Here is a 26,025-nt window from a genome sequence, read left to right as displayed (position 1 = left end):
TTTAAATTAAAAATTTGCTCAATGAAAAAGATTGGCCTTATAGTGTTTTCACTGGTTTTGGGTATGTTTATTTTCCAAAGCTGTGAAGACCAGGACGACACCGCTGTACCGGTAAACGATTTTATATGGAAAGGACTAAATGCCTACTACCTGTGGCAGCAAAATGTACCCGACCTGGCCGACAATCGTTTTGCAAACCAGGGAGAATTAAACGATTACCTGAAGGGTTACAGCAGCCCGGAGCAGCTATTTAACCACCTGATATATAAAACCGATGCTTCGGGTAACGAAATAGACCGCTGGAGCCGTATTTTTCCCGACTTTACCGTACTGGAAAACGCACTGCAAGGCATTAGCAAAAGCAATGGTGTAGAATTTGGCCTTTTTTATGCCGATGCCAGTGAAACTACTGTTATAGGTTATGTGCGCTACATACTACCGGGCACCGATGCTGCCAATAAAAATATACACCGCGGTGATGTATTTTATGCCGTAAACGGCAATATACTTACCGGAGACAACTACAGCCAACTGTTAAACCAGGATAACTATACCTTAAACATGGCCACTGTAAACAGTGACGGCAGCGTAACCCCCAATGATATTGACGTATTTCTTACAAAGAGCCAATACAGTGAAGACCCTGTTTATATAGCCGATACTTATACAACAGGCAGCCACACCATAGGATACCTTATGTACAACGGCTTTTACAGCGACTATGATGCCGAACTGAATACAGCATTCTCTGAGTTTGCCAGCGCCGGAGTAACCGACCTGGTACTGGACCTAAGGTACAACGGTGGCGGCTCTATACGCACTGCAACCTACCTGGCTAGTATGATTACCGGGCAGTTTAACGGGCAACTTTTTGCAAAACAGCAATGGAACAGTAAATTACAAAGCATTTATGAAAGCAACAACCCATCTGCGCTTACAAACCTTTTTTCAAACACCCTGAGCGACGGCAGCAGCATAAACAGCCTTAACCTAAGCAAGGTATACATTATTACCACAGGCTCTACAGCATCGGCCAGCGAGCTTGTTATTAACTGCCTTAAACCGTATATAGATGTGGTGCAAATAGGCACTACAACCATAGGTAAAAACGTAGGATCTATTACTTTGTACGACTCTCCTGATTTTACTTCAAAAAACAGGAACGGCAGCCACCGTTATGCCATGCAGCCTATTGTTCTTAAAATCCTCAACAAAAATAACTTTGGCGAATACAGCAGCGGCATAACACCTACTTACGAGGTTCATGAAAACCTGAGCAGCATGGGTACACTGGGCGATCCTACAGAGCCATTATACAGCTATGCCATAGACAAAATTACAAACGGAGGAAAACCGGCACATATAAGCGAGTTTAAGCCTTATAAATTATTTAAAGATAGCAGGAACCTAAAACTATTAGGTAACGAAATGTACACCAAAGGCTCACTGCCTGCTTCGCATTAAGATATTGAAAAACAAATAATAATGCCCGAGTTATCAATGATAACGCGGGCATTATTATTTTATAAAGTACCGGGAAAGCACATTCTAACTTAGAGCCTGTTTAAATTTATATTGGGAGAATTGTTATCATGTATTTTTGTGCGAAACAAGGCGGATTTTACAGGCATAATGGAGTGATTCTGTCGAAAAAATCCAACGCTGTTGTAGCCGAAAAGACACATAACCAAAATTGTGAGATAAATTTAAACAGGCTCTTACAACCCGAACAGAAAAGGATAGTACAAACATTTTCTTACCTTTAATTACACAAAACACCTAGAAGCTTACAATACAAGAATGATTCACTACACACCCTAAAAAAGCAAGAGACTGTGTTTGAACAAGAATAGATTACAAAGTAATGCGTACACCACTACATCGAACAGCGATAGCAGACAAGAAAACATATATCCTTACAATTACATTAAAAGCATCAGACAACAGTATCCATAAAAAAATAAAGAAGGCTTGCCATCGGCAAGCCTTCTTCTTATATAGTATATTACTATTTATTATTTGATAACCAGTTTCACCCTACGTACTGTTTGACGGGCAGCGCTAGAATCTTTGTTTACAGAGTTATCTACACCTTTACCTTCTATAGTAAGACGGCTTGTATCGATACCTGCATCAGTAAATATTTTCTTAACGTTGTTAGCCCTTCTTTCAGATAACTCCTGGTTGTACTTAGCATCACCAATTTCGTCAGCAAAGCCCCAGATAGAAGCTGATTTCTCAGGATTATCTTTCAGGTAAGTGATAAGGAAGGTAATAGCACCTGTAGAAGCACTTGTAGGCATATCTTTGTTGAAATCAAAGTAAATGTTTACATAACCATCATTGATTAGGTCAACAATTTCTGCAGCACCTGCTCCACTTCCGGCACCTTTGCTTTCCATTTCAGCAAGAGCACTGTCTATATAATCAGGCACACCGTTTTTGTTAAGGTCAATGTTTCTACCTTTAGGATCTACAAGAGCCCCAGAAGGAGTATTTGGCTCAACATCAAGATAATCCGGCACACCGTCTTTATCTACGTCGTTCATTAGCTCTTCAAGCTCAGACACGCGGTTTTCAAGTTCGTTAATAACATCATCGTTATTAAACACATACCAGTCTGCGTGTTCTTTATGACTACCAAGAGCAATATTAATACCTACACTGGCATTGTAAAGTGTACCATCAAAACCAGGTTTGTTATTAGTGTTAGGATGTCCATCCCAAGCAAGTTGCATAGAGAAAGCGTTAAGCATGGTGAAGTCTCCATAAATAGAAACCCTGTTTGAAAGCTTTAACTGCCCGGTCATACCCATAAGGAAGTTACCGGTTTTATCTCCTTTATCTATTTCATCTCCTGTTAAAACACCTACTCCTACACCCATGTGGCCCATAACATTAAGCCTTTTGGTCCACTCTTCAAACTCAAGTAAACGACCTACGTTTACAATACCTTGAAGGCTGGTAGAGTAATATTTTGTTTGGAAACCTATAGATACATCATCACCCTTTAAGCGATCCATAGCAACATCTAATTTAGCACCAAACTTGGTGTTAAACATATACCTCGCACCTAAACCAAGGTGATAAAGGCTATAACCGTCTACGTGATACCCGCTGTTAAGTGGGTTAGATACCTTGTTAATACCACCGCCAAACTCTACAGTCCACTTATTGTAGTCTTTTGCAGGCTTTGCGGAAGTGTCAGCTTCCTGCGCGTTTATGCCTTGTGAAAGGCAAAGCAGTAATAGGGGGAGTACAGCTTTCTTCATAAAAAATTGTTTTGTTTATCAGTACGTTTAAATTTTCCTGTAAAAATAATAAAATAAAAATACGAAATAATGCATTATATTTATATAAAAAACAAATCCTTAATAGAAAATGCTTTCTACGACAAACCCATTTACACTGAAAAATATCGCTGATTATCAATACTTTAGCAAAGAAAAAATTGAGACGGCAATACAAAAATCCAGTGATGCCTTTGAAAAATGGAGCGAAATTTCCGTATCCGAAAGGCTAAACTTTATCAAAAGTTTAATAAATACTTTAACAAAAAATAAGCAATTGCTCGCCGAAACCGCTGTAGCAGAAATGGGTAAACCATTAAAGCAAGCCCTCGCTGAGTTACACAAATGTAAACTATTATGTGAATTTTACCTACAAAATTCTGATTTTTTTTTAACAGGAAGAAAAATAAACACCGATGGATGTGAAAGTTATACAAAATACGAACCCCTGGGGGTAGTACTCGGCATCATGCCCTGGAACTTTCCCTACTGGCAGGTATTTCGTTTTGTAATACCCACTATTATTGCCGGAAACACCGTTTTATTAAAGCATTCCAGCAATGTAGCCGGCTGCAGTATACTACTGGAAAAGCTTTTTACTGAAGCAGGTTTTCCTGAAAACGTATACCAAAACCTGCTTATACCGGGCAGCGATGTAAAAAAAGTTATTGAAAACAAAACAGTTAAAGCCATATCGCTTACCGGAAGTGAAAAAGCAGGCGCATCGGCGGCATCGGCGGCGGCTAACCAGATTAAGAAAGCCGTGCTGGAACTGGGAGGCAGTAATGCATTGATTGTTTTAAACGACGCCGACCTGGAAAAAACCATACCGGAAGCTGTTATAGCGCGCTTTCAGAATACCGGGCAAAGTTGTATTGCGGCAAAACGTTTTTTAGTACAGCGTGGCGTATACGACACCTTCATGGAAGGTTTTACCGCCCAGGTAGCAGCCCTGAAGAGTGGCGACCCTATGAACGAAAACACCTATATAGGCCCAATGGCACGTGTAGACCTGGCCGAAGAAGTAGAAAAACAGGTAAACGATTCGGTAGCTATGGGTGCCAAAATTGTTTTGGGCGGCAAGCGAAACAATGCTTTTTATGAACCAACCATACTTACTAATGTAACCCCCGATATGCCGGTGTTTAGTCAGGAGGTATTTGGCCCCGCCGTACCGGTAATTCCATTTGACACTTTTGAAGAAGCTGTAGCATTAAGTAACCAAAGTGATTTCGGGTTGGGTGTATCTATTTTCACCAGTGACATAGAAGCCATAAAAGAGAAAGTCCACCGATTCCAGGAGGGCGCTGTGTTTATAAACGCATTAGTAAAAAGCGACCCTGCCCTGCCCTTTGGCGGTATAAAACGCTCCGGTTACGGGCGTGAGCTTTCTATGGAAGGGATACACGAATTTGTAAACGTAAAAACGGTATACATTAAGTAGAATCTTTCTTACACATAACAAAAATGGCTGCCTTAAAAAGCAGCCATTCTATATTTATAATTAAGGATAAATTAGTCCACACGAGTAATTTTTGCACCAAGGGCACGAAGCCTCTCGTCTATACGCTCGTAGCCACGGTCTATCTGGTCACTGTTTTGTATGGTACTGGTACCTTTCGCCGAAAGCGCCGCTATAAGCATAGAGATACCGGCACGGATATCCGGCGACGACATAAGTATACCTTTTAGTTGCGATTTAAAGTCAAGGCCTATTACAGTAGCCCTGTGCGGATCGCAAAGTATAATCTGCGCACCCATATCTATAAGGCGGTCTACAAAGAACAGGCGACTTTCAAACATCTTTTGGTGGATAAGCACACTACCGCGTGCCTGAGTAGCCACCACAAGCACTATACTCAAAAGGTCTGGCGTAAAGCCCGGCCACGGAGCATCGGCTATGGTAAGGATAGATCCGTCTATATAACTTTGTATTTCGTATCCGTCTTTGTGTGCAGGAATATAAATATCATCACCACGACGCTCCAGGGTAATACCTAGCTTACGGAACACATTAGGAATTACACCCAGGTTTTCCCAGCTCACATCTTTAATGGTAATTTCACTACGCGTCATAGCAGCAAGACCAATCCAGCTACCTATTTCTATCATATCAGGCAGTATGCGGTGCTCGCATCCACCCAGTGTTTCTACGCCTTCTATGGTAAGCAGGTTACTACCCACTCCTGTAATTTTTGCACCCATTCGGTTCAGCATGTTACACAGCTGTTGCAGGTACGGTTCGCAGGCAGCATTGTATATGGTAGTAGTACCTTCAGCCAATACAGCAGCCATAACTATGTTTGCAGTACCGGTTACCGATGCTTCGTCAAGCAGCATATAGGCACCTTTAAGCCTGTCAGCTTCTACACCGTAAAATGACTCTTCTTCGTTGTAACGGAACTTAGCACCAAGGTTGATAAAGCCTTCAAAGTGCGTATCAAGCCTGCGGCGCCCTATTTTGTCGCCACCAGGCTTAGGTATATACCCTTTTCCGAAACGTGCTAAAAGTGGCCCCACGATCATGATTGAGCCACGAAGTCCGGCACCTTCTTTCTTAAACGCATCGCTTTCCAGGTATGCAAGGTTTACCTCATCGGCCTGAAAAGTATATGAGCCGTGTGCCAGCTTTTGTATTTTAACGCCCAGGTTACTAAGCAGTGTAATCAGCTTGTTAACATCTATAATGTCGGGGATGTTAGTAATGGTTACTTTTTCGGAGGTAAGCAGTACAGTGTTTAGTACCTGTAACGCTTCATTTTTGGCTCCCTGAGGAACTACTTCCCCTTTTAGCGGTGCACCACCTTCAATTTTAAATGTTCCCATGCAAACGTGTAAAAATTAAGATTTACGGTTATTGTTGTTTTTAATATTGCCCCTTTGCATTTTCTGGCGGGCATTATTGTTATTGTTGTTGTTTGTATTACTGTACGCCTTATTACTCATCTTTTTATTAACCTTCATAAGATCAGTAGAAGCCGAAAGCTCTTCATCTGTAGCAGTAAGATTTATCCTTCCGCCCGAAAGCTCGTACAGGTGTTCAAAAATCACGTCGTCCTTCACGGTATCTTTATTCCAGCTCAGGAACGACTTTTTCATATGATTTGCAATTACAATAATCAGCGCATCTTTAAGCGGGCCATCGTCCCACTTGTTAGCTACATCAATCATGTATTTTATGTTGTTTCCATAAAACCTGTACTTAGGAAAGTTTTGCGGATACGCCAGCCTGTCGGGCTTTTGCGCCAGTACTTCACGGCTTGGTATAGGATAAGGCGAATCTACGTCGATTTTAAAATCAGACATTATGAATAGTTGATCCCACAGCTTATGCTGAAAATCAGGCACATCGCGAAGGTGAGGATTTAGCGTACCCATAACACCAATGATGTATTTGGCAGCCTTGTTGCGTTCGTCTCTATCCTCAAGTGCAGTAGCCTGCTCTATAAGCTTTTGCAGGTGGCGCCCGTATTCCGGTATTATAAGATGCTCACGCAGTGAGTTGTACTCCAGGTACCCTACGGCTTCATCAGCTTTATACATAATACTGTGTTTTTTTTGTTATAAGGAAATAATACCCTCTATAGTAGAAAGTTCCTTGTATTTTGCCACTATGGCTTCAGGCCCCTGCATTTTTACGTTTATAGATACACTGGTATATTTTCCTGTTTTAGATTTTGTGGTTTCTATAACAGCGCCCAGGTTGTTAAACGCATTTTCTACAGCCAGGACTTTACTATCGTCTGTAGGTACTATAAACTTAAAAAGATATAATGCAGGCCAGTCAGCAGATCCGGCAAGTTCTTCGGTTAGCCTTCTGTAAAATTCTTCAGTCTTGTTATCCATCCTTCATTAAAAATAAACGCAAATATACATTTTTCCGCCCTACTTAACCAGTAGTTACACATAATATATTTACGGGCTGCGCAACCTTTTTTATTGTAGCGTATCTTATATATACAATTAGGTTATATATGTTTCATACTAAGCCTCCCGGTATAATACTCGGGCGGCTTTTTTATACCCTGTTTATACCAAAGGTAATTGCTGCCACACAAACTACAATGGCTACAATATAACTAAACAGTACAAAACGGTAAAGCCAGCCTTTTTTACTAAATAAACGGATTACCATATATAATGAAGTACCTATAACCGAATTGAGCAATATCCATAAAAGCAGCAGTTTGCAAATTTGCCCAAAATTATGTTCCAGTACATTATTAACAAACAGGCCAAGCAGTGTACTAAAAACAGCTAACCATAAAAAATACATCCCTAACAGGGTGTGATAAGCCAGGTGTTTTGCGTCAATTTGTTTCATTTTTTTCGGGGATTTAGTGTAAAAACGCCGTTTTTACACTTTTATTGAGCACGAAGTATGTTAAATTTAACAAATTTTTAAAAAAAATAACTCGAAACGTAATCTATAATTTGGCTAAAACCCGAAAAAATGAAGAAAAAAAACCAAAAATAATTTATTATTTAAATTAATTCATCTAATTAGCTAATATTGATTATTTTATATTGATTTTTTTAACTTTATATACTAAAATTTATTATTTTTAAAATCTAGTTTATACTCTGCCCCCAATAGAATATAAACCCCGTAAAATGATTATTAATTTTTTACTAATGCGTGATTATGAAGTTGAGAGAACTGAAGCAGTGGCTCAACCAGCTTAGTGATGCCGAGCTGGAAAAAGAATTATTGTACAATTCCATGGATTATGGTATATCCGGAAAAGTAGGAGAAATTAACCGCTCAGATGACAATCTGTACTATGTAGGAGACGACCCCGTACTACTGCACACAAGCAAAGATTTGATGAAACGTGGTTTTTCTAAAAACCAGATTAGCGACATGGACGTAGAAATACCCAAAGATTGTTACTATATAGAGCTAAGTAACGAGTACAGCATACTGGAACGTTTTATGCGATAATACAGTCTTTGATTAACAAATTCTTTTGTCATCTGAAGGGGATAAATTGATAACTTAGCACAGTTAACAAACCCTTTCAGATGACAAAATCTATTTTAACCATTACCCTAAACCCTACTGTAGACAAAAGCACCAGCGTAGAAAACATAAAACCCGAAAAAAAGCTGCGTTGTGAAACCCCAAAATACGAGCCCGGAGGCGGAGGTATAAACGTATCGCGCGGACTTGTAAGACTTGGAATAAACTCTACAGCGCTTTTTACATCGGGCGGACGCACCGGTAAACTACTTGAAGAACTGCTTACAAAAGAAAATGTACCTACCCTACCGGTTAGCGTACAAGCCGAAACCCGCGAAAATTTTATTGTGGTAGATACCTCGCACAACGAGCAGTACCGTTTCGGGATGCCCGGTGAAGATATTACCGAAGCCGAAGCCGATACCATATTTAAAACCATAACCTCCCTTTCCCCTACCCCTGATATTACTGTTATTAGCGGCAGCCTGCCACCGGGCATAGATGCATCATATATAGGTAAACTGGTAAAAATCCTTAAGGAAAAAGGATCGCTTATTGTAGCCGATACGAGTGGCGATGCCCTTGCCGAGGTGCTTAAAGAAGGCGTATACCTGCTAAAACCAAACCTGGGCGAACTGGGTGCTTTTACCGGCAAAGAAGAACTGGACAACGACAGCGCCGACGAAGCCGCCAAGCAACTGGTAGACGAAGGAAAAGCCGAAATTGTAGTGGTATCTCTGGGGCCACAGGGAGCCTACCTGGTAAGCAAAGACGAATGCATACATGTCCCCGCACCATCGGTTAAAAAACTTAGTACTGTAGGCGCCGGAGACAGCATGGTAGCCGGTATGGTTAGCGTACTGGCACGTGGTGGCAGCCTTACCGAAATGGCACGTATGGGTGTGGCTTGCGGATCGGCGGCTACTATGGCTCAGGGAACCGGATTGTTTAGTAAAGAAAATGCAGAAAAGTTATACAACTGGCTATCAAAGTAGTGGTAAAGTCATAAAGTCTAAAGTTGAAGGTTATAAAGTCGAAAGCTCCAATAATCTAAAAGTCTAATTATCCAAAAATCAAAACCATGCAGTACGATTATGCAAAATCAGTGTACGATGAACTGAAGAACTTTGAAGGGAAGGCCACCTTTGAGGGCAGCGATGTGGTGATAGAGTACTTTGTATTAATGCCAAAACCCGAACTTGAGGATTTTTCGTTGCCGGGTTTCCTGGATGAATACAAGGCCAACAGCAGTTTTGAGATTGAAGGCCCGCATGATATTGCGTACACCATTATAGGCATTAGCACGCATCCGCGGGAGTACACAGACGATGCCGATTATCTTGCCAGGCTTATTGTGGGGTAGCTCAAATTTTAATATTTTATTGGCAATTTGTTACCATATTTTTTAAGGTTTTACATCCATCTTTGTAAAAAGAAAAAACCACTAAAACCTTACAGTATGAAAAAGAACATTGACTTAGCCACGATTAAAAACTTTATTACCGCTAACGCCTTAAGCCAAGATGTAATGCTGATGCTGCACCCGAAAAACTTTGACAAGCTGATACTTACAGGCGGAAAAAAAATAAAATCGCTTTGTATACAAGGCATTAACATTATAGCCGACAACAGCAACGAGGTAAGCGAAGGCGAAATAGATATACTTGAGGTAAAATTCAGCTAATAAACAATTTATATACCTTTATACTGAAACAGCGCCGTATACAATTAGTGTACGGCGCTGTTTTTATTATGTTTAAGGTTTCAGGTTACTTACGCTCTATGTCGCGCAGGTTTTCCATTTTCTTCATTTCAAGGAAACCTTTAATATCTTCAAAGTGTTCTTTAACACGTTTGTTGCCAAATTCGAATACCTTAGTAGCCAGCCCATCCAGGAAATCCCTGTCGTGCGATACCAGTACCAGTGTACCGTCAAACGCTTTAAGGGCTTCTTTAATAATGTCCTTGGTTTTCATGTCAAGGTGGTTAGTAGGCTCATCCAGTATAAGCAGGTTTACCGGCTCTAAAAGCAGCTTTACCATAGCAAGCCTTGTACGCTCGCCTCCCGAAAGTACTTTTACCTTCTTGGTAGTATCATCACCACTAAACATGAATGCGCCCAGTATGGTTTTTATTTGCGTACGGATGTCGCCCTCGGCAATACGGTCTATGGTATCAAACACGGTAAGTTCGCCGTCAAGCAAAGCCGCCTGGTTTTGCGCAAAGTAACCTATCTTTACATTGTGCCCTAATTCCAGCGTACCGCCATCGTGGCCTATCTCCTTCATTATGGCTTTAATCATGGTTGATTTACCCTCACCATTCTTACCCACAAAGGCTACTTTTTGTCCACGCTCTATAACCATAGATGCATCTTTAAACACCACATGGTCGTCATACGCCTTATCAAGTTCTTTTACAATTACAGGATATTGCCCGGAACGCGGTGCCGGCGGGAATTTAAGCCTAAGTGCCGATGTATCCAGTTCGTCAACCTCAACAAGAACCAGTTTCTCCAGCATACGCACACGCGACTGTACCTGCTCGGTCTTAGAAAAAGTCCCCCTGAAACGCTCTATAAACGCCTGGTTTTCTGCTATGAATTTTTGCTGTTCTTCGTAAGCCTTCTGCTGGTGGGCACGGCGGTCTTTGCGCAGCTCTAAGTAATGCGAGTACTTGGCCTTATAATCGTATATACGGCCCATAGTAACTTCTATGGTACGGGTAGTAATATTGTCTACAAACGCACGGTCGTGGCTAATAACCATTACCGCCTTTGCGCTGTTTACAAGGAAATCCTCCAGCCACTGTATACTTTCTATATCAAGGTGGTTTGTAGGCTCATCCAGCAGTATAAGGTCGGGCTTCTGTAAAAGAATCTTGGCAAGCTCTATACGCATACGCCATCCCCCGCTAAACTCTGATGTAGGCTTGTTGAAATCCTCACGCAGGAAACCAATACCTGTAAGTGCCTTTTCTACCTCGGCCTCGTAATTCACTTCCTCAATAGAATAGAATTTTTCGCTCAGTTCCGATACCTTTTCTATCAGCTTATAATAGTCGTCCGATTCATAATCAGTACGCACGGTAAGTTCTTCATTCAGCGCATCTATTTCGGCCTTCATTTTAAAAATGCCTTCAAATGCCTTGCTTGCCTCCTCAAATACCGTAGCGTTATCTTCGGTAAGCAGGTGCTGTGGCAGGTACGCAATCACAGTACCTTTAGGCGCCGATATAGCACCCGATGTAGGCTTGTTTGCCCCGGCTATAATTTTTAGCAGGGTACTTTTTCCCGCACCGTTTTTACCCATAAGGGCTATTTTGTCATTTTCATTTATGGAAAAAGAAACATCGCTAAACAGCGTGGTACCGCCAAACTGTACCGAAAGGGCATCTACAGTAATCATTTACAGCAAAATTTTAAGCCGCAAAGATAATAATAGCCAATAGATGAAGGGAGTTTATTTTGAATTTTAAATGATAAATTTTGAATGGCCTCAGCCATTAACAAATAGCGGTTTTACTTGCTTATGCCGCTAAATTTGGGTATATTTGAGTATAATTTTTTGATATGAAACCCTGGATTAAAACCGGAATATTTTGGACACTATGGATGTTTACAGTAATGACATTTGTATTCCCGTACTTGGTAAAGCTACTATTAGGCGATGAAGATGCTTTTGACCATTTTGGAGTAAGGGTGCTTATAAATGCCGTAGTATTCAGTATTACCGGCCTGTATATAGGGTACAGGAGCCAGAAGAAAAAAGCAAGAAAACAAGTTGATGGATAACTTTAAGAAATACAAACTGGCTATGGCCGCTTGGTTCGGGTTTATGTACATAACCATTACGTTTATATTCCCGCTGATGGGCTGGAGCCAAAACAAAATAAGCGCTACTACCGCTATAATAAACCTACTGGTATGGGTAGCCGCTTATTTTATACTTATAAAAATTCAGAAAAAAAGGTTTAACCAAAATAATACTAAAGGCGATGAAAAAGTGGATTAGATCCGGCCTGGTATGGGGAGGCATACTGTATGTAATAACCATGATTGTCTTCCCGCTGATAGACCACGAGAATTTTGATTTCGAAAAACTACTCCTTGGCCTGCCACTGTGGGCACTGGTAGGTGTAGTTATAGGCTATCTTTTTGAAAAGAAAAAGAAGCACACCCAAAAGAAACGCAAACCGGCACAGGGTTAAACACTACTGCAGCACTTTTTGTAGCGAATCCAGGAATACCGGGTTAGCATTTAGTGCATTATGCAATGCTCCCTCTATGGGTATAAGATGGCACTTAGGGCATACTTTTTTTAACTGCTCCGAATGGTGGAAGGCTATAAGCTGGTCGTTAGTACCATGAAAAAGATACACCGGCGCTTTTACCCTTGTAATGTATTTATAGGTTTCAAAACGGTATCGCTTTATAAAATCAGGCAGTATGGGTAGTATTTCATCGCACAGCTGCGAAAGTGAATAGTACGGTGCCTGTAACACCAGCGCCTTAACCGGGCGTGTGGCTGCCAGCTGAGTAGCAGGGCCTGTGCCTATAGAATAGCCATTTACCACTACATTAGTATACCCGTACTTTTTAACTATAGCGTCGAATGTTGTGGTTACATCATCCATAACCTGCGCTTCCGATGTGTTGCTGCCTTCGCTTTTTCCGTACCCGCGGTAATCGAAAATAAACACATCATAATCAGCCGGGAAATTATACATAATATCGTATATCCATGTATACGCATTACCGGCATTGCCGTGCAGGTAAAAAATAAGCCCCTTGCTTTGCGGACGGTGCACCAGTAAACCATGAAGATTAGTACCGTCTGCTCCTTCTACAACTTCCTCGGTTACCTTAACCGGAAAAGACACGGCCTGCTTTGGTAATTCCTCTGGGCGAAACAACAGCTTTTCCTGAAAGAAATATAAAAAAACCAGTAAAACAATATACAGCCCTGTAAGGGTGAGTAAAATACGGATTAAATATTTTTTCATTTTAATGTAATGTTTTCAGAAAATGGAAAATCTCAGTTCCCCATTAAATATCCTTCATCTTTCATTATTTCAACTGCCTTCTTTGTTGCTTCTGTACCATCCGATAGTGAGCCCGGCAACATAATAAGACGTTTTCTTGTTTTACCATTGGTTGCAGTATATTGGATTACGAAATATGAACGGGTAAGTCGCTTTTTTTCTTGATTGAATTTCACATTCTTAATACTACTACGCTTAATAACCGATATACCACTGTTATTAAAATTCTTTATGACTAATATTAATAACAAAATTGCTATAAAACCGGACGCAACGGCATTGAAATACTGCTTATCAAGATAAGCTGTTACAGACTGAAAGATAAGATATACGCTTAAAAAAAGGTAATAATACACAAATTTACTCCTTTTATCCGGATTCGGATTTTGTTCTGCTTTAACATAATCGCCAGCTTTAGAAAGTACAATCCTATCGGGAAAAACATGGCAAAAGCCAAGCTTGGTTTTAAATGTTTGGGGTTGGTTTTCCACTATATAAAACTATAAAAATTACTTCTTAATCATCAGCCATACGCTTTCCTGCCCGTTGTACACAAAGCGCTCTACCTGTTTCAGTCCGCATTTTTCCAGTACCCGTAACGATGCCCCGTTTGACGGAAATGCAAAAGCGTTAACCTCATCGGCTTGCAGTACATTAAACGCATACTCCAGAAAAAACAGAGTGGCTTCAGTAGCGTAGCCCTTACCCCAATGCTGTGGCATGAGCCTGTAGCCAATGTCGTAAAACTGCTCTCGCCCGTTTACGTCTTCCTGTAGCTTAAGCCCTACCCAACCTATAAACTCATCAGTATCTTTTGTAAAGGCCGCCATTCGTCCTATGCCGTTAGCCACATACTGGCTGCGTACATAGGCTATAACATCGCGGCTTTGCTGAATATCAGTCACCACCGGGTCATACAAATACGTATGCACCTCAGATAGCGAATCCAAGGCAAACATCAGCACGTCATCTTCAGGCTGAAATTCACGGTAATACAGGCGGGTTGATTGGAGGTTCATACAGTTTACTCAAAAATACCTGCTATATCAAAGTCAAGTTGAGGGAATAGCGGGCTTTTAATTTTATCATCTTCAGTAAGCGGACGCTGGCCCGAATATTTACCATCGATAAGACTGTAAATAAATACCGATTTTTCGGCAGGTTCTACAATCCAGTATTCCAGCACACCGGCTTCTTCATACAAGTCAAATTTAATACCCAGTTCTTTTTTGGAATTTCCCGGTGAAAGTATTTCTATAACAAGATCAGGTGCGCCAATGCAACCGCGCTCCTCTAATTTATCTTCATCGCAAATAACACATAAATCGGGCTGCACAACAGTATACACATCCTTATCCGGTGTACTTTTCTTTCTATTAAGCAATCGAACGTCAAATGGAGACAAATATAGCTGACACTTACCTTTTGCAAAATTTTTTGCCAAATCTATATGGAGCTTGCCAACAATTTTTTGGTGTGTCCTGCCTGGTGCGGGACTCATTTTAAATATTTTGCCCTTAAGCAATTCAAGCCTGTCCTGAAACTTCCAGGTTAGGTAATCGGCATACGAATAGGTTTTATCCATATCCAGCTGACTGATGTCTGTAATAGGAGGCATAAAATGAGTTTTTGTAAAGATATAAAATTTTGGTTTTAGGCAGCTTAATCCTCGTACTCCTCGTCAAATTCCTCCTCGTCTTCTCCTGTTTCCAGGAAAAGCGGTTCTACCATAAGGCGGTCGGCAAGCAGTTCTACCCTTTCAGAAATAACATCGGTAAAAAACAGGCGTTGGGTTTTGCCAATACTGTTGCTCAGGCGGGCAAGTTTTGGCTCCAGCCTGTTGCGCAGCATTTCCTCAGTATCGTCTACTACAAGTATTTTCAGCTGGTTTACATCAAACCCTGCACTGCCAAACATTTCGTTAAGGCGTATGGGCGTACCTATAAGCACATCAATACCTACCGAAATCTGGTTCTTGTCCTCATCAAGGTTGGTTTTGTCGTGAACGCCATACACGCGCAGGTCGGTGTACTTACCGTATATGCGGAACAGCTCCATCATTTCCAGCATCTTTTCCTTATCCCTAACAATTATAAGGGCACGCGGGGCTATCATGTCCTGCGGGGCTTTATCCAGCTTCTGAATAACACTGATAACAATAGTAGTGGTTTTGCCCTCTCCAGTGGCAGCGCCCAGTACACAATCTACACCGCTTTTTACGGTACCCCAACTGCCGTCCTGTAGTTCGTTAGCTTCGGTAAGCCCGGCTTCTTCAAGGGCTTTTTGCAAATGAGGGAGTATTTTTTTTAGTTTCACGTTCCTGAATTATGAATTACGAATGCCCCATTGTATTGCTACATTGAGGCATTGTTATATTAAAAAATTAAGTTTATTTACTTGCGAAAAGCTTCACATCGGTCTCAGAAATCTCTGCTCCGCCCAGTATTATAAGGCGTTCTACCACATTGCGAAGCTCGCGTATGTTACCCGTCCAGTCGTACTCCTGTAACAGCTTTATGGCTGCAGCAGAAAATGCCTTTTGGGCACTACCCTGCTCTTCGGCTATCTTGGCGGTAAAATGGTTAACAAGCAGCGGAATATCATCCCTACGATCATTCAGTGCCGGAACTTTAACCAGTATCACGGCTAGGCGGTGGTACAAGTCTTCACGGAAACGGCCTTCGGCAATTTCTTTTTTCAGGTCCTTGTTGGTTGCCGCCACTACACGTACATCTACTTTAATGTCTTTTTCGGCACCAACACGCTGAATCATGTTTTCCTGTAACGCACGCAGTACCTTAGCCTGCGCAGGAAGGCTCATATCTCCTATCTCATCCAGGAAAATGGTTCCTTTATCGGCTGCCTCAAATTTACCCGCGCGGTCTTTTACTGCACTGGTAAAAGCACCCTTAACGTGGCCAAACAGTTCGCTTTCTATCAGCTCACCCGGTATGGCAGCACAGTTAACCTCTATAAACGGCGCACCGGCACGTTCGCTCTTTTCATGCAGCTGGTGTGCCACAAGCTCCTTACCCGTACCGTTTGGTCCGGTTATAAGTACACGGGCATCCGTCGGAGCTACCTTGTCTATAATGTCTTTTATATGCTGAATGGCCTCACTGCCACCAATCATCTCATAATTTTTGCTGACTTTCTTTTTCAGCATTTTGTTTTCCACCACCAGGCTCTTACGGTCCAGTGCATTGCGCACGGTGGTAAGCAGGCGGTTCAGGTCGGGTGGTTTCGATATATAATCAAAAGCCCCAAGGCGCATGGTATTAATCGCTGTTTCTATATCGCCGTGCCCGCTTATCATTACAAACGGAACCTCGGGCTTTATCTTTTTGGCGGCTTCAAGCACCTCCACGCCGTCCATTTTCGGCATTTTAATGTCGCACACTACCAGGTCGTAATCCTCGGCTTTTATCTTATCTAAACCCGCTGCACCGTCTTCGGCTTCGTCTACGGTATAGGTATCGCTTTCCTCACGCAGTATTTTACCCAACACACGGCGGATGGCAGCTTCGTCTTCTATGATTAGTATTTTTGGCATCTTTTAATTTCAGATTTTAGATTGTAGATTTCAGAAAAAGACTTGCAGATGACGGATAATAGATGATAGACGAAAAACCTAACAACTAACAACCGTCAACCAACAACTATCCCTTGTACTTCATCCACTTAAATATTTCTTTATACGTAGGTTTTTTGCCATACATAAGTATACCTATACGGTACACCTTTGCGGCGAACCACACCACTCCAAAAAACGTACCGAAAAGTATGGCCATAGACAGTATAATTTGCCAAACCGGTACGCCAAACGGTATACGCATCATCATTACTATAGGCGATGTAAGCGGTATCATGCTAAATACCGTAGCTACGGTGCCATTAGGGTCGCTTATTACGGTAAAGAAGCCTACATATACCCCAAGCATCAACGGAAGGATGATAGGCAATACAAACTGCTGTGTGTCGGTTTCACTGTCTACTGCGGCACCTATGGCTGCGTACAGCGAGCTATATAAAAAGTACCCGCCTATAAAGTATACCAAAAAGCATACAAACATGGTTCCCATAGGCAGCTTACCCAGTTCCATAAGGTAAATCTGTGCATCTGACGTAGACACCTGCGCGGCCTGTGCCTGCGCCATACCGGCTGCTCCTCCTATAGGCACATGGAAAATACTGCCCAGCACTGTAAATAATATTGTACCTAAAACCGCCCAGATTAAAAACTGCAGTACGCCCGCAAGCGATGTACCTACAATTTTACCCATCATAAGCTGGAATGGCTTTACCGACGAAATGATGATTTCTATAATACGGTTGGTCTTTTCTTCAATAACACTGCGCATAACCATGTTGCCGTAAATAATTACAAACATCATGATAAGATACCCGGCCAGACCGCCAAAGCCTACTTTTATGTAGCTGGCTTCTTTATTGGTTTCTTCTCCCGAAAATTTGCTAAGATGCACTGTAGTTTTAGCCTGTGCATCCTCTATTTTCTTTGAGTCGAAATGCAGGGATTGCAGGTTAGCTGTGGTAACCTTTTTATTGATAATGGTTTCAAGTGTATCTACAAAAGCCATATTAGGGCTGTCTGTAGAAAGAAACTCCACCTTAGTTTGCAACTGCTGTGTACTATCAAGCACCGGCACGTATACCAGCCCGTTGTAATCTTTTGCAGCTTCTTCTTTTGCCTTTGAAACCGGAAGGGTGCTCAGGTCGGTATATACATACTTCTTATCGCTTTTCAGGTCGCCTTTCAGCCTGCCCTGTACATCGTGTATGGCTACTTTTACAACCTCGTCCTTGTTAAGATTAGAAAGATATGCTATAAGCACCGCCATACCCACAAACAACAGCGGACTAAGGAAAGTCATTACAATAAACGACTTGTTTCGCACCTTGGCGTTAAATTCCCTTTTTATAATTAATGATAAGCTCATCTGTTATTTCTTTTGGCTAACGGTTTGGATAAAAATGTCGTTTACACTCGGTATCTTTTCTACAAAGTAGGTTACCTCGCCGTGTTGCAGCAGGTACTGCATCAGGTCGCGCGGGGTTTGCCCGGCAGGCAAAGCCACTTCCAGCTTCAGCTCGTCGTCAAGGGTTTTAAAGTTGGCCTGCTTTGTAGTGTATTTGGTACTGATGTCCGCCAGAAGCCCCTGGAAGTTTTGCGGCGCAATACCCACCTCATACGTATTGGTGCGGTACTGCCTTTTTACTTCCTGTAGCTGGCCTTCTATAAGTTTGTTACTTTTATGGATAAGGGCTATGTGGTCGCACATGTCTTCCACGCTTTCCATGCGGTGGGTAGAAAAAATAACCGTAGTACCCTTATCGCGCAGCTCCATAATCTCATCTTTGATAAGATTAGCGTTTACCGGGTCGAAACCACTAAACGGTTCGTCCAGTATCAGCAACTTGGGGCGGTGCAGTACCGTAACCACAAACTGTATCTTCTGGGCCATACCCTTACTCAGCTCCTGTATCTTTTTGTTCCACCAGCCCTGTATTTCCAACTTTTCAAACCAGTATTGCAGTTGCTCCTTCGCTTCTTTTTTGCTCAGGCCTTTCAGCTGCGCAAGGTAAAGCGCCTGCTCGCCCACGGTCATGGTTTTGTACAGGCCGCGTTCTTCGGGCATGTAGCCTATGTGCGATATGTGCGACGGGTTTAGTTTTTCGCCATCAAGGTATACTTCGCCTCCATCGGGCATGGTTATTTGGTTTATAATGCGTATCAGTGAGGTTTTTCCGGCGCCGTTAGGGCCCAGTAGTCCGTAAATACTGCCTTTAGGTACGGTAAGCGACACGCTGTTTAGCGCAGTGTAATCACCGTATTGTTTTACAACATTCCTTACTTCGAGTATTGAATCCATGTTTTTTGTTTGGTTTGTAAAAATACTGTATTTATTTCAGATTGTAGATTTCAGATTTCAGATTTAGCTTCAACACAGGCAGATTTACTATCCCTTTGTCACTCGACGCCTTTGCGCGAAATTTTACCACAAGGTACACAACGTTTTTTTCACTAAGTCCACAATGATTGCTATATCAATAACGATATTAAAGTTCACAAAGCTTTGTGTCCTCCCGCCTACGGCGGATTGACCTTACGTTGTGTTTCTCCGTGAAAAAAACGTTGTGTCCCTTGTGTGAATTATAATTTTTAAGAAATATTTGAAGGTTAACCTAAATTCTGAAATTCGCAAAAAATAAAAAACCCACCCTCTATTTGCATAAAGGATGGGAAAAATTGCTATGAAAAAGAAAAATTCACTAGTTGTTTAGTGAAGTTCAAATATATATTTTTTTTCTTAAATTATGAAAACATATCCTTAACTTTTTCGAAAAAAGATTTCTCACTCTTTTCGGGCTTTGGCGAAAAATTTTCGTCTCCCAGCGCCTTTTCAAAGAATTGTTTTTGCTCTTTGTTAAGACTTTTCGGCGTCCAAACGTTAACGTGGATTAGTAAATCGCCGTTTCCGTAACTGTTCAGGCTTGGTAATCCTTTACCCTTAAGGCGCAGTATTTTACCGCTCTGAATTCCTTCTTCAAGCTTAATACGCACCTTTCCGTTTACGGCATCTATGTCCTTGCTGGTGCCTAAAACCGCCTCCGGATAGCTTATGTATAAATCCAGGTGCAGGTTTTCGCCTTCACGTTTCAGGGTTTCGTGTTCTACTTCCTCTATAGCCACAATAAGGTCGCCCGGAATGCTGTTGCTGCCCGGGGCATCGTTACCCTTACCGGCTACTTTCAGCTGCATGCCGTCTGCCACACCAGCAGGTATTTTTATAGATACGGTTTCGTCTTCCATTATCATACCGTGCGCATCGGCTCCGGCAGGTTTTCCGTCAAGAATTTGCCCGCTTCCGCCACAGTGGTTACACGTTGTAGCCGTTTGCATACGGCCCAGTATGGTATTGGTAATTTTTACTACCTGCCCGCTACCGTTACAGGTAGGACACGTACGATACGTAACACCCTTGGCCTGAACCTTGCGTTTTACCTTTATTTTTTTCTCTACGCCATTGGCTATTTCATCAAGGGTAAGCTTTACCTTAATGCGCAGGTTGCTGCCCTTAACGCGGCGCTGGCCGCCACCGCCGCCAAATCCACCGAAACCGCCAAATCCGCCGCCACCAAAGGCACTGCCAAAGATGTCGCCAAACTGGCTAAAAATGTCGTCCATGTTCATATGGCCGCCACCGCCACCAAAACCTCCCTGATCAAAGGCTGCGTGGCCGTACTGGTCATAACGGGCTTTTTTATCGGCGTCGCTTAGTATTTCATAAGCCTCAGCTGCTTCCTTAAATTTTTCTTCAGCAGCCTTATCACCCGGGTTTTTATCAGGGTGAAACTCAATGGCTTTTTTACGGTAGGCTTTTTTAATCTGCTCGGCAGATGCGCTTTTATCTATGCCCAGTATTTCGTAATAATCTTTTTTCATTTTGCCTTACACGTAATTAATTACCTAACACTACTTTAGGGAAACGGATTATTTTATCACCCAGTTTGTATCCTTTTTCTACTACATCTACAATCTTGCCTTTAAGCTCTTCGCTTGGTGCAGGAATTTGTGTAATAGCCTCGGCAAAATCAGCGTCAAATGCGTCTCCTGCTTTTATATCTACCTGCTCTAAGCCTTTAGACACAAGGGTATCTTTCAGTTTATTATGTATCAGCTCTACACCTTTCAGCAGGTTTTCGTCGCCGCTTTTTCCTATCTGAACCATAGCGCGGTCAAAATCGTCAAGTATAGGCAGCATGGCCTGAAGCACTTCCTGGTTTGCAGTTTTAAACAAATCTATACGCTCTTTAGAGGTACGTTTTTTATAGTTTTCAAACTCAGCAAAAAGGCGCAGGAACTTGTCTTTTTCAGCAGCAAGGTCTTCCCTTAGTTTATCTTCTTCCGAAAGCCCCTCAGCCGAAGGTATACCTTGTTCTGTTTCGGCAGCAGCCTGCTCTGTTTCATTTACAATTTCTTCCTGTTTCAGTTCTTTTTCGGCATTTTCTGCTTGCTCGCGGCTCATATTTTTAAATATTTTCTTAAACATTAATTATCAAGTGTTGTCGCTAAAGCGAGTTGCAAAAGTATTGCCAATTTTTGTAAAATGCCAATTTGTCATTTACATGTTTAAGAGCAGAGCCGGAATTACACGAATTGGCACTAATTTTATTTAAAGAATAGGGAAAGTCGGCACTGTTGATTTTGAAAACGAATAAAATAAAAATGCCGGAACTCTCCGGCAGGTCTATTATCTTTCGTCTATTATCTTGAGAAGGTCTTCCGACTATTTTAAAAGCTCTTTAGCTATTGCTTTTTCCACTGACAGAAACTTAAACTGGTAACCGGCATCTATAATTTTACGGGCGCTAACGTTTTGGCTGTCATATAGCAGGGAACTCATTTCACCCAGTACAAGACTCATTAAAAAACGGGGCGGATTTGGCATAATAAAAGGCTTATCCAGTACGCCGGCAATAACCTTAACCATTTCATTTTGTGTTACCGGATGCGGTGCCACGGCGTTGTACACACCTTCCAGCCCGTGCTTAAGCACATGCACATATATACCCACCAAATCAGTAATATGAATCCACGATTGTATTTGTTTCCCGGATCCGAAAGCCGTACCCAAACCAAACCTGGCAGGGGCAGACAGCTCTTTTAAAACGCCTCCTTTTCCGCTAAGTACTAAGCCGGTACGTACTTTGGCTACTTTAACTCCCAACTCCTGTATACTATCTGCGGCAGCTTCCCATTTCTGCACTACGGTATCCAGAAAAGAACCATCGCGCTCAGGGCTGTCTTCGGTATATACAGTGGTAAGGCTACTGGGATAAATACCCGTAGCACTGGCCGATATAAACTGGTGCACATCATTTGCGGTACTTTTAAGCAGCTTGTACAGCACTGTAATACCATTTATACGGCTGTTTACAATTTCCTGTTTGTAAGAGGAAGTCCAGCGTTTACTAATGCCCGCACCGGCAAGGTGGATTATAGTACCTACATTATACAAACAATCAGGGTCTATTTCACCTTTATCGGGGTTCCAGTAATATCCATGGTAGTTTTCTTCCTCTTGTATTTTATTTTTAGATGTGGTAAGATAGTTAATGCTGTAGCCGTTTTTTAGCAGAAAAGACACAAGCTCCTTACCCACAAGGCCCGTGGCCCCGGTAATTAAAACCCTCATACCTTACTTGATTTACTACAAAAATACGTCAGCACTGGCTATGCTTCGTTAAAAAGCACCGGGGTTTAACGTATCTTTAAGAAAATAATTCATTTAATAACTAAAGATACTCATTTTGAACCTTTTTAACACAAAAGAAAATCAAAAAATAACTCTCAAAGTATATCCATAGCATAAAAAAAACGGCCTTTGGGCCGTTTCATATATTTCAGAACATTGATAATAAACTACTTATCCTTATCTTCTTTTTTAGCAAGCACAGCACTGTCTGCAAATTTCTTCAGGGTAATAATAAGCTTATCCGGGTTACCAAAAACCTCTGTAACTGTTTTCCCAGATGCGCTCATAATAAGGTTCTCAGCTACCATAACACTGCTTTTACTGTAACTCTCAGTGGTAAGTTCCATTTTCTTAGCGCTAAAGCGTTTACCGGTAAACTCGCTCATATTATCCTGCCTTATTACGGCATTGTCTACATCGCCTTCTATAGCAGCAGTGGTTTTCTGGTACATATCCATCTTAAAATCCTTGCACGATATAAGCGCCTTCAGGGTAGCGTCTTTTGCCAGGTCTACCGTAGCATTTTCTGATTTAAGGTTTATCTCAGCTTTAGTTTTATCGTTCATACTAAGCCCTAAGCTTTTACTTTTTATGTTTAGGTACAGCTTAGAAAAGTCAATGCTTTTTATCTTCAGGCTGTCTGCTTGCAGGTCGGTTAGGGCATACAGTATGGTTTCGTGCTTGGTAACAATGGTCTTAACCTTTGGGGTGTAGTTAATACGCACAGCTATTTTTTTTGCAGCAGTAATTTCCTTACTGGTATAAATACGGAGCGTAGTGCCATTAACCTCTGTCATAATGGCTTCCTGCAGGTTGTCATCGGCTTCTACTTCTATTGCTTTGGCAGCGCCGGTAACAAGGTAGGCTTCAATATTGTCTTCAATTTCTACGTTTTCAAACGGCTGAAGATCTTTTTGTACTACGGTAACGTTCTTAGAACCTTTAATTTTTTCACGCTTTTGTGCAAACGAAGGCAATGTAAGGGCCAGTAAGGCAATCAGGGCAAGCTTCTTCATGTAGTAATCTTATGTTGTTTTTATGGTCTAAAGCAAATATAACAAAAAAGCCGGTTAAAGGCAGAAATACCCTTTATCCTATAACGTCGAGTTTTGCAAAACGAAGCAGCAGTTTTTTAATCCCCCCTACCTCAAAGTGGATTTCGGCTTTACGATCGGCGCCCACACCTTCCAGGTTAAGCACTTTACCTTTTCCAAAACGTTCGTGCAATACCACATTGCCGGTTTGCAGCTTACTATCGGGCATGGCAGGGCCACTCGATGTCGACGGACCACTACCCCCCATAGGTTTCAGGCGGCGTATGGGCATATCATGTTTCGGTTCATCGCCCGTAACCCATTTGGGCGGGGTACCGTTTACCGGCTTACTCTGGCGTAGTTTCGATTTGTCTACATCGCCAAAAATATCGGCATTAATCATCGGTTTGTAGCGGTAGTTTGTTTCTACCGGGGTAAGGTACTCCAGGAATTTCGGGTTTATTTCTTCTATAAAGCGGCTCGGCTCGCTGTCTACCAGCTTACCCCAACGATAGCGGCTCTGTGCGTAGGTAAGGTACGCCTGATGCTCGGCACGGGTAAGCGCCACATAAAACAGGCGGCGTTCTTCCTCCAGCTCACTGCGGGTATTCTGGCTCATGGCACTCGGAAAAAGGTCTTCCTCCATACCTACAATAAACACGTGCGGAAACTCAAGCCCCTTAGCAAGGTGAATGGTCATTAGTGCTACACGGTCGTCGTCGCCGGTATCTTTATCAAGGTCGGTAGCCAGTGCCACATCTTCCAGGAATTCAGATAACGCACCACGCGCACCGTCTACTTCCTTTTGTCCTTCAATAAAGTCGCGCATACCGTTTAGTAGCTCCTCTATGTTTTCTATACGGGCTATACCTTCGGGTGTGGCATCCTTTTTAAGTTCCTGTACAAGCCCGGTCTTTTTGGTTACCAAATCGGCAAGGTAAAAAGCATCCTGGGTTTCATTGGCTATCTGGAAGCTCTTGATCATCGTTACAAAATCCTGCAGCTTGGCTTTTGTGCCGCTGTTCAGCCTCAGGTCTATGCGGTCCAGGTTTTCCATTACCTCATATATAGAACGCCCGTAATGGTTAGCCGCCACGGTAAGCTTGTCTATGGTAGTGTCGCCTATACCCCTCGCCGGGTAGTTAATAACACGCACCAGCGCTTCCTCGTCCTTAGGGTTTATTACCAGGCGCAGGTAGGCCAGCACGTCCTTGATTTCCTTGCGCTGGTAAAACGAAAGTCCGCCATATATACGGTACGGAATATCGCGCTTGCGCAAAGCATCTTCTATGGCACGGCTCTGGGCATTAGTACGGTACAGCACCGCAAAGTTGTTATTCTTCAGCTGCTTTTGCATCTGCTGCTCAAAAATGGTACTGGCTATAAAACGGCCTTCCTCGGCATCGGTAAGACTACGGTGTACCTTAATCAGCGGGCCGTCGTCGTTTGCCGTCCATACCACTTTATCCAGTTTTACCTTGTTGTGGTCTATAATGGCGTTAGCCGCCTCAACAATGTTTCGGGTAGAGCGGTAGTTTTGTTCCAGGCGGTACATTTGCACCCCGTCATAATCCTTCTGGAAGTTGAGGATGTTGTTAATGTTTGCCCCACGAAAAGCGTAGATACTCTGGGCATCGTCGCCCACCACACAAATGTTTTGGTACTTATCACTCAGAGCTCGTACTATAAGGTACTGGCTGTGGTTTGTATCCTGGTACTCATCTACCAGTATGTATTTAAAACGCTCCTGGTACTTGGCAAGTACTTCCGGAAAACGGTTCAGTAATTCATTGGTACGCAGCAGCAGGTCGTCAAAGTCCATGGCACCCGACTTAAAACAACGGTCTACATAATGCTGGTAAATTTCGCCCAGGCGGGGCTTCTTGCTCATGGCATCGGCCTCTTGTAGCTCCGGGTTATTAAAGTACGCTTTTACCGTAATAAGGCTGTTTTTGTAAGACGATATACGCCCCAGCACCTGCTTTGGCTTATACACGTCTTTATCAAGCTGAAGTTCTTTAATGATGGATGAAATAAGGCGTACGCTGTCCTGGCTGTCATAAATGGTAAAGTTTGACGGAAAGCCCAGCTTGTCGGCTTCCATCCTTAATATTTTTGCAAATACCGAGTGGAAGGTACCCATCCACAGGTTTTTAGCTTCGCCTTTACCCACAATATGGGAAATACGCTCCTTCATTTCCTTAGCAGCCTTATTAGTAAAGGTAAGCGCAAGTATGTTAAAGGCATCTACATTCTGGCTCATCAGGTAGGCTATGCGCAGCGTAAGCACACGGGTTTTACCCGATCCTGCACCTGCTATAACAATCATGGGGCCGTCTTTTTGCAGGGTGGGTGCCTGCTGTGCTTCATTAAGTCCGCTTATATATTTATGAATATCCATTCCTTCTTCCTTCTTT

General features: G+C 42.4%; 28 protein-coding genes. 9 read left to right on the top strand and 19 right to left on the bottom strand.

Features of this window, described 5'->3' with window-relative positions; all coding sequences use genetic code 11:
* Window positions 1-21: 21 nt before the first annotated feature.
* A complete protein-coding gene (locus tag ACLI1A_RS07485; RefSeq protein WP_411407718.1) occupies window positions 22-1,464 on the top strand; it encodes a S41 family peptidase in 1,443 nt (480 codons plus the stop codon).
* Between the two features lie 551 nt (window positions 1,465-2,015).
* Here ACLI1A_RS07485 and ACLI1A_RS07480 read toward each other — a convergent pair.
* Window positions 2,016-3,272: an OmpA family protein gene (locus ACLI1A_RS07480; protein WP_411407716.1), complete on the bottom strand. Its 1,257-nt coding sequence runs from the start codon at window positions 3,270-3,272 to the stop codon at window positions 2,016-2,018.
* Between the two features lie 109 nt (window positions 3,273-3,381).
* Here ACLI1A_RS07480 and ACLI1A_RS07475 point away from each other — a divergent pair, with 109 nt between their 5' ends.
* Entirely contained in the window at window positions 3,382-4,734 is a 1,353-nt protein-coding gene (locus ACLI1A_RS07475; protein ID WP_411407714.1) for an NAD-dependent succinate-semialdehyde dehydrogenase, read from the top strand.
* A 71-nt stretch (window positions 4,735-4,805) separates the two neighbouring features.
* On the opposite strand, the gene murA is transcribed toward ACLI1A_RS07475, so the two are convergent.
* From murA to ACLI1A_RS07455, 4 genes are all read right to left on the bottom strand, one after another.
* Complete coding sequence (murA, locus tag ACLI1A_RS07470; RefSeq protein ID WP_411407712.1) at window positions 4,806-6,116, bottom strand: UDP-N-acetylglucosamine 1-carboxyvinyltransferase; 1,311 nt, start codon at window positions 6,114-6,116, stop codon at window positions 4,806-4,808.
* A gap of 15 nt (window positions 6,117-6,131) precedes the next feature.
* Entirely contained in the window at window positions 6,132-6,833 is a 702-nt protein-coding gene (locus ACLI1A_RS07465; protein ID WP_411407710.1) for a DUF4290 domain-containing protein, read from the bottom strand.
* Between the two features lie 18 nt (window positions 6,834-6,851).
* Window positions 6,852-7,136 carry a DUF493 family protein gene (locus ACLI1A_RS07460; protein ID WP_411407708.1) on the bottom strand — a complete coding sequence of 95 codons (285 nt, stop codon included), beginning with the start codon at window positions 7,134-7,136 and terminating at the stop codon, window positions 6,852-6,854.
* 172 nt (window positions 7,137-7,308) lie between these two features.
* Window positions 7,309-7,614 (bottom strand): hypothetical protein, encoded by a 306-nt coding sequence (locus ACLI1A_RS07455; protein WP_411407706.1) that lies wholly within the window; start codon window positions 7,612-7,614, stop codon window positions 7,309-7,311.
* A 321-nt stretch (window positions 7,615-7,935) separates the two neighbouring features.
* Between ACLI1A_RS07455 and ACLI1A_RS07450 the strand changes: the two genes are divergently transcribed.
* The 4 genes from ACLI1A_RS07450 (at window position 7,936) to ACLI1A_RS07435 (ending at window position 9,937) form a co-directional block, all read left to right on the top strand.
* Complete coding sequence (locus ACLI1A_RS07450; protein WP_411407704.1) at window positions 7,936-8,235, top strand: hypothetical protein; 300 nt, start codon at window positions 7,936-7,938, stop codon at window positions 8,233-8,235.
* An 80-nt stretch (window positions 8,236-8,315) separates the two neighbouring features.
* Window positions 8,316-9,248 carry a 1-phosphofructokinase family hexose kinase gene (locus ACLI1A_RS07445; RefSeq protein WP_411407702.1) on the top strand — a complete coding sequence of 311 codons (933 nt, stop codon included), beginning with the start codon at window positions 8,316-8,318 and terminating at the stop codon, window positions 9,246-9,248.
* A gap of 86 nt (window positions 9,249-9,334) precedes the next feature.
* Window positions 9,335-9,616: a hypothetical protein gene (locus tag ACLI1A_RS07440; RefSeq protein ID WP_411407700.1), complete on the top strand. Its 282-nt coding sequence runs from the start codon at window positions 9,335-9,337 to the stop codon at window positions 9,614-9,616.
* Between the two features lie 96 nt (window positions 9,617-9,712).
* Window positions 9,713-9,937 (top strand): hypothetical protein, encoded by a 225-nt coding sequence (locus tag ACLI1A_RS07435; RefSeq protein WP_411407698.1) that lies wholly within the window; start codon window positions 9,713-9,715, stop codon window positions 9,935-9,937.
* An 85-nt stretch (window positions 9,938-10,022) separates the two neighbouring features.
* On the opposite strand, the gene ACLI1A_RS07430 is transcribed toward ACLI1A_RS07435, so the two are convergent.
* Window positions 10,023-11,660 carry an ABC-F family ATP-binding cassette domain-containing protein gene (locus tag ACLI1A_RS07430; protein WP_411407696.1) on the bottom strand — a complete coding sequence of 546 codons (1,638 nt, stop codon included), beginning with the start codon at window positions 11,658-11,660 and terminating at the stop codon, window positions 10,023-10,025.
* Window positions 11,661-11,824: 164 nt separating this feature from the next.
* Between ACLI1A_RS07430 and ACLI1A_RS07425 the strand changes: the two genes are divergently transcribed.
* From ACLI1A_RS07425 to ACLI1A_RS07415, 3 genes are read left to right on the top strand one after another with little or no spacing between them, the layout of a single operon-like run.
* Window positions 11,825-12,046: a hypothetical protein gene (locus ACLI1A_RS07425; protein ID WP_411407694.1), complete on the top strand. Its 222-nt coding sequence runs from the start codon at window positions 11,825-11,827 to the stop codon at window positions 12,044-12,046.
* Entirely contained in the window at window positions 12,039-12,266 is a 228-nt protein-coding gene (locus ACLI1A_RS07420; protein ID WP_411407692.1) for a hypothetical protein, read from the top strand. Before ACLI1A_RS07425 ends, ACLI1A_RS07420 begins: the two co-directional genes overlap by 8 nt.
* Window positions 12,250-12,462 (top strand): hypothetical protein, encoded by a 213-nt coding sequence (locus ACLI1A_RS07415; protein ID WP_411407690.1) that lies wholly within the window; start codon window positions 12,250-12,252, stop codon window positions 12,460-12,462. Before ACLI1A_RS07420 ends, ACLI1A_RS07415 begins: the two co-directional genes overlap by 17 nt.
* A gap of 3 nt (window positions 12,463-12,465) precedes the next feature.
* Here ACLI1A_RS07415 and ACLI1A_RS07410 read toward each other — a convergent pair whose 3' ends face one another.
* From ACLI1A_RS07410 to ACLI1A_RS07350, 13 genes are all read right to left on the bottom strand, one after another.
* On the bottom strand, window positions 12,466-13,257 hold the full coding sequence (locus ACLI1A_RS07410) for an alpha/beta hydrolase (RefSeq protein WP_411407688.1): 792 nt from the start codon (window positions 13,255-13,257) through the stop codon (window positions 12,466-12,468).
* A 32-nt stretch (window positions 13,258-13,289) separates the two neighbouring features.
* Window positions 13,290-13,787 (bottom strand): hypothetical protein, encoded by a 498-nt coding sequence (locus ACLI1A_RS07405; RefSeq protein WP_411407686.1) that lies wholly within the window; start codon window positions 13,785-13,787, stop codon window positions 13,290-13,292.
* Between the two features lie 18 nt (window positions 13,788-13,805).
* Complete coding sequence (locus tag ACLI1A_RS07400; RefSeq protein ID WP_411407684.1) at window positions 13,806-14,315, bottom strand: GNAT family N-acetyltransferase; 510 nt, start codon at window positions 14,313-14,315, stop codon at window positions 13,806-13,808.
* Window positions 14,316-14,320: 5 nt separating this feature from the next.
* Window positions 14,321-14,914 carry a Uma2 family endonuclease gene (locus tag ACLI1A_RS07395; protein ID WP_411407682.1) on the bottom strand — a complete coding sequence of 198 codons (594 nt, stop codon included), beginning with the start codon at window positions 14,912-14,914 and terminating at the stop codon, window positions 14,321-14,323.
* Between the two features lie 44 nt (window positions 14,915-14,958).
* Window positions 14,959-15,612 (bottom strand): DEAD/DEAH box helicase, encoded by a 654-nt coding sequence (locus ACLI1A_RS07390; RefSeq protein WP_411407680.1) that lies wholly within the window; start codon window positions 15,610-15,612, stop codon window positions 14,959-14,961.
* Between the two features lie 73 nt (window positions 15,613-15,685).
* On the bottom strand, window positions 15,686-16,849 hold the full coding sequence (locus ACLI1A_RS07385; protein ID WP_411407678.1) for a sigma-54-dependent transcriptional regulator: 1,164 nt from the start codon (window positions 16,847-16,849) through the stop codon (window positions 15,686-15,688).
* Window positions 16,850-16,955: 106 nt separating this feature from the next.
* On the bottom strand, window positions 16,956-18,254 hold the full coding sequence (locus ACLI1A_RS07380) for an ABC transporter permease (protein WP_411407676.1): 1,299 nt from the start codon (window positions 18,252-18,254) through the stop codon (window positions 16,956-16,958).
* Window positions 18,255-18,257: 3 nt separating this feature from the next.
* The gene (locus ACLI1A_RS07375; protein ID WP_411407674.1) at window positions 18,258-19,187 is read right to left on the bottom strand and encodes an ABC transporter ATP-binding protein; all 930 of its coding nucleotides are present in this window, start codon (window positions 19,185-19,187) and stop codon (window positions 18,258-18,260) included.
* A 443-nt stretch (window positions 19,188-19,630) separates the two neighbouring features.
* The gene (dnaJ, locus tag ACLI1A_RS07370; RefSeq protein ID WP_411407672.1) at window positions 19,631-20,761 is read right to left on the bottom strand and encodes a molecular chaperone DnaJ; all 1,131 of its coding nucleotides are present in this window, start codon (window positions 20,759-20,761) and stop codon (window positions 19,631-19,633) included.
* Between the two features lie 16 nt (window positions 20,762-20,777).
* Window positions 20,778-21,368 (bottom strand): nucleotide exchange factor GrpE, encoded by a 591-nt coding sequence (locus ACLI1A_RS07365; RefSeq protein ID WP_411407670.1) that lies wholly within the window; start codon window positions 21,366-21,368, stop codon window positions 20,778-20,780.
* A 237-nt stretch (window positions 21,369-21,605) separates the two neighbouring features.
* On the bottom strand, window positions 21,606-22,514 hold the full coding sequence (locus tag ACLI1A_RS07360; RefSeq protein WP_411407668.1) for a TIGR01777 family oxidoreductase: 909 nt from the start codon (window positions 22,512-22,514) through the stop codon (window positions 21,606-21,608).
* A 227-nt stretch (window positions 22,515-22,741) separates the two neighbouring features.
* A complete protein-coding gene (locus ACLI1A_RS07355; protein ID WP_411407666.1) occupies window positions 22,742-23,590 on the bottom strand; it encodes a GIN domain-containing protein in 849 nt (282 codons plus the stop codon).
* Between the two features lie 73 nt (window positions 23,591-23,663).
* A complete protein-coding gene (locus ACLI1A_RS07350; protein WP_411407664.1) occupies window positions 23,664-26,009 on the bottom strand; it encodes an ATP-dependent helicase in 2,346 nt (781 codons plus the stop codon).
* Window positions 26,010-26,025 lie beyond the last annotated feature (16 nt).

The organism is Flavobacterium sp. RHBU_3, assembly GCF_046613565.1.
Lineage (GTDB): Bacteria > Bacteroidota > Bacteroidia > Flavobacteriales > Flavobacteriaceae > Flavobacterium.
This window is presented reverse-complemented; position numbering and strand designations above follow the sequence as displayed.

Excerpts from the sequence above, each read along its gene's own strand:
- ACLI1A_RS07485 (WP_411407718.1), top strand. The coding sequence starts at position 22 with ATGAAAAAGATTGGCCTTATAGTGTTTTCACTGGTTTTGGGTATGTTT.
- ACLI1A_RS07480 (WP_411407716.1), bottom strand. The coding sequence starts at position 3,272 with ATGAAGAAAGCTGTACTCCCCCTATTACTGCTTTGCCTTTCACAAGGC.
- ACLI1A_RS07475 (WP_411407714.1), top strand. The coding sequence starts at position 3,382 with ATGCTTTCTACGACAAACCCATTTACACTGAAAAATATCGCTGATTAT.
- murA (WP_411407712.1), bottom strand. The coding sequence starts at position 6,116 with ATGGGAACATTTAAAATTGAAGGTGGTGCACCGCTAAAAGGGGAAGTA.
- ACLI1A_RS07465 (WP_411407710.1), bottom strand. The coding sequence starts at position 6,833 with ATGTATAAAGCTGATGAAGCCGTAGGGTACCTGGAGTACAACTCACTG.
- ACLI1A_RS07460 (WP_411407708.1), bottom strand. The coding sequence starts at position 7,136 with ATGGATAACAAGACTGAAGAATTTTACAGAAGGCTAACCGAAGAACTT.
- ACLI1A_RS07455 (WP_411407706.1), bottom strand. The coding sequence starts at position 7,614 with ATGAAACAAATTGACGCAAAACACCTGGCTTATCACACCCTGTTAGGG.
- ACLI1A_RS07450 (WP_411407704.1), top strand. The coding sequence starts at position 7,936 with ATGAAGTTGAGAGAACTGAAGCAGTGGCTCAACCAGCTTAGTGATGCC.
- ACLI1A_RS07445 (WP_411407702.1), top strand. The coding sequence starts at position 8,316 with ATGACAAAATCTATTTTAACCATTACCCTAAACCCTACTGTAGACAAA.
- ACLI1A_RS07440 (WP_411407700.1), top strand. The coding sequence starts at position 9,335 with ATGCAGTACGATTATGCAAAATCAGTGTACGATGAACTGAAGAACTTT.
- ACLI1A_RS07435 (WP_411407698.1), top strand. The coding sequence starts at position 9,713 with ATGAAAAAGAACATTGACTTAGCCACGATTAAAAACTTTATTACCGCT.
- ACLI1A_RS07430 (WP_411407696.1), bottom strand. The coding sequence starts at position 11,660 with ATGATTACTGTAGATGCCCTTTCGGTACAGTTTGGCGGTACCACGCTG.
- ACLI1A_RS07425 (WP_411407694.1), top strand. The coding sequence starts at position 11,825 with ATGAAACCCTGGATTAAAACCGGAATATTTTGGACACTATGGATGTTT.
- ACLI1A_RS07420 (WP_411407692.1), top strand. The coding sequence starts at position 12,039 with ATGGATAACTTTAAGAAATACAAACTGGCTATGGCCGCTTGGTTCGGG.
- ACLI1A_RS07415 (WP_411407690.1), top strand. The coding sequence starts at position 12,250 with ATGAAAAAGTGGATTAGATCCGGCCTGGTATGGGGAGGCATACTGTAT.
- ACLI1A_RS07410 (WP_411407688.1), bottom strand. The coding sequence starts at position 13,257 with ATGAAAAAATATTTAATCCGTATTTTACTCACCCTTACAGGGCTGTAT.
- ACLI1A_RS07400 (WP_411407684.1), bottom strand. The coding sequence starts at position 14,315 with ATGAACCTCCAATCAACCCGCCTGTATTACCGTGAATTTCAGCCTGAA.
- ACLI1A_RS07395 (WP_411407682.1), bottom strand. The coding sequence starts at position 14,914 with ATGCCTCCTATTACAGACATCAGTCAGCTGGATATGGATAAAACCTAT.
- ACLI1A_RS07385 (WP_411407678.1), bottom strand. The coding sequence starts at position 16,849 with ATGCCAAAAATACTAATCATAGAAGACGAAGCTGCCATCCGCCGTGTG.
- ACLI1A_RS07380 (WP_411407676.1), bottom strand. The coding sequence starts at position 18,254 with ATGAGCTTATCATTAATTATAAAAAGGGAATTTAACGCCAAGGTGCGA.
- ACLI1A_RS07375 (WP_411407674.1), bottom strand. The coding sequence starts at position 19,187 with ATGGATTCAATACTCGAAGTAAGGAATGTTGTAAAACAATACGGTGAT.
- dnaJ (WP_411407672.1), bottom strand. The coding sequence starts at position 20,761 with ATGAAAAAAGATTATTACGAAATACTGGGCATAGATAAAAGCGCATCT.
- ACLI1A_RS07365 (WP_411407670.1), bottom strand. The coding sequence starts at position 21,368 with ATGTTTAAGAAAATATTTAAAAATATGAGCCGCGAGCAAGCAGAAAAT.
- ACLI1A_RS07360 (WP_411407668.1), bottom strand. The coding sequence starts at position 22,514 with ATGAGGGTTTTAATTACCGGGGCCACGGGCCTTGTGGGTAAGGAGCTT.
- ACLI1A_RS07355 (WP_411407666.1), bottom strand. The coding sequence starts at position 23,590 with ATGAAGAAGCTTGCCCTGATTGCCTTACTGGCCCTTACATTGCCTTCG.
- ACLI1A_RS07350 (WP_411407664.1), bottom strand. The coding sequence starts at position 26,009 with ATGGATATTCATAAATATATAAGCGGACTTAATGAAGCACAGCAGGCA.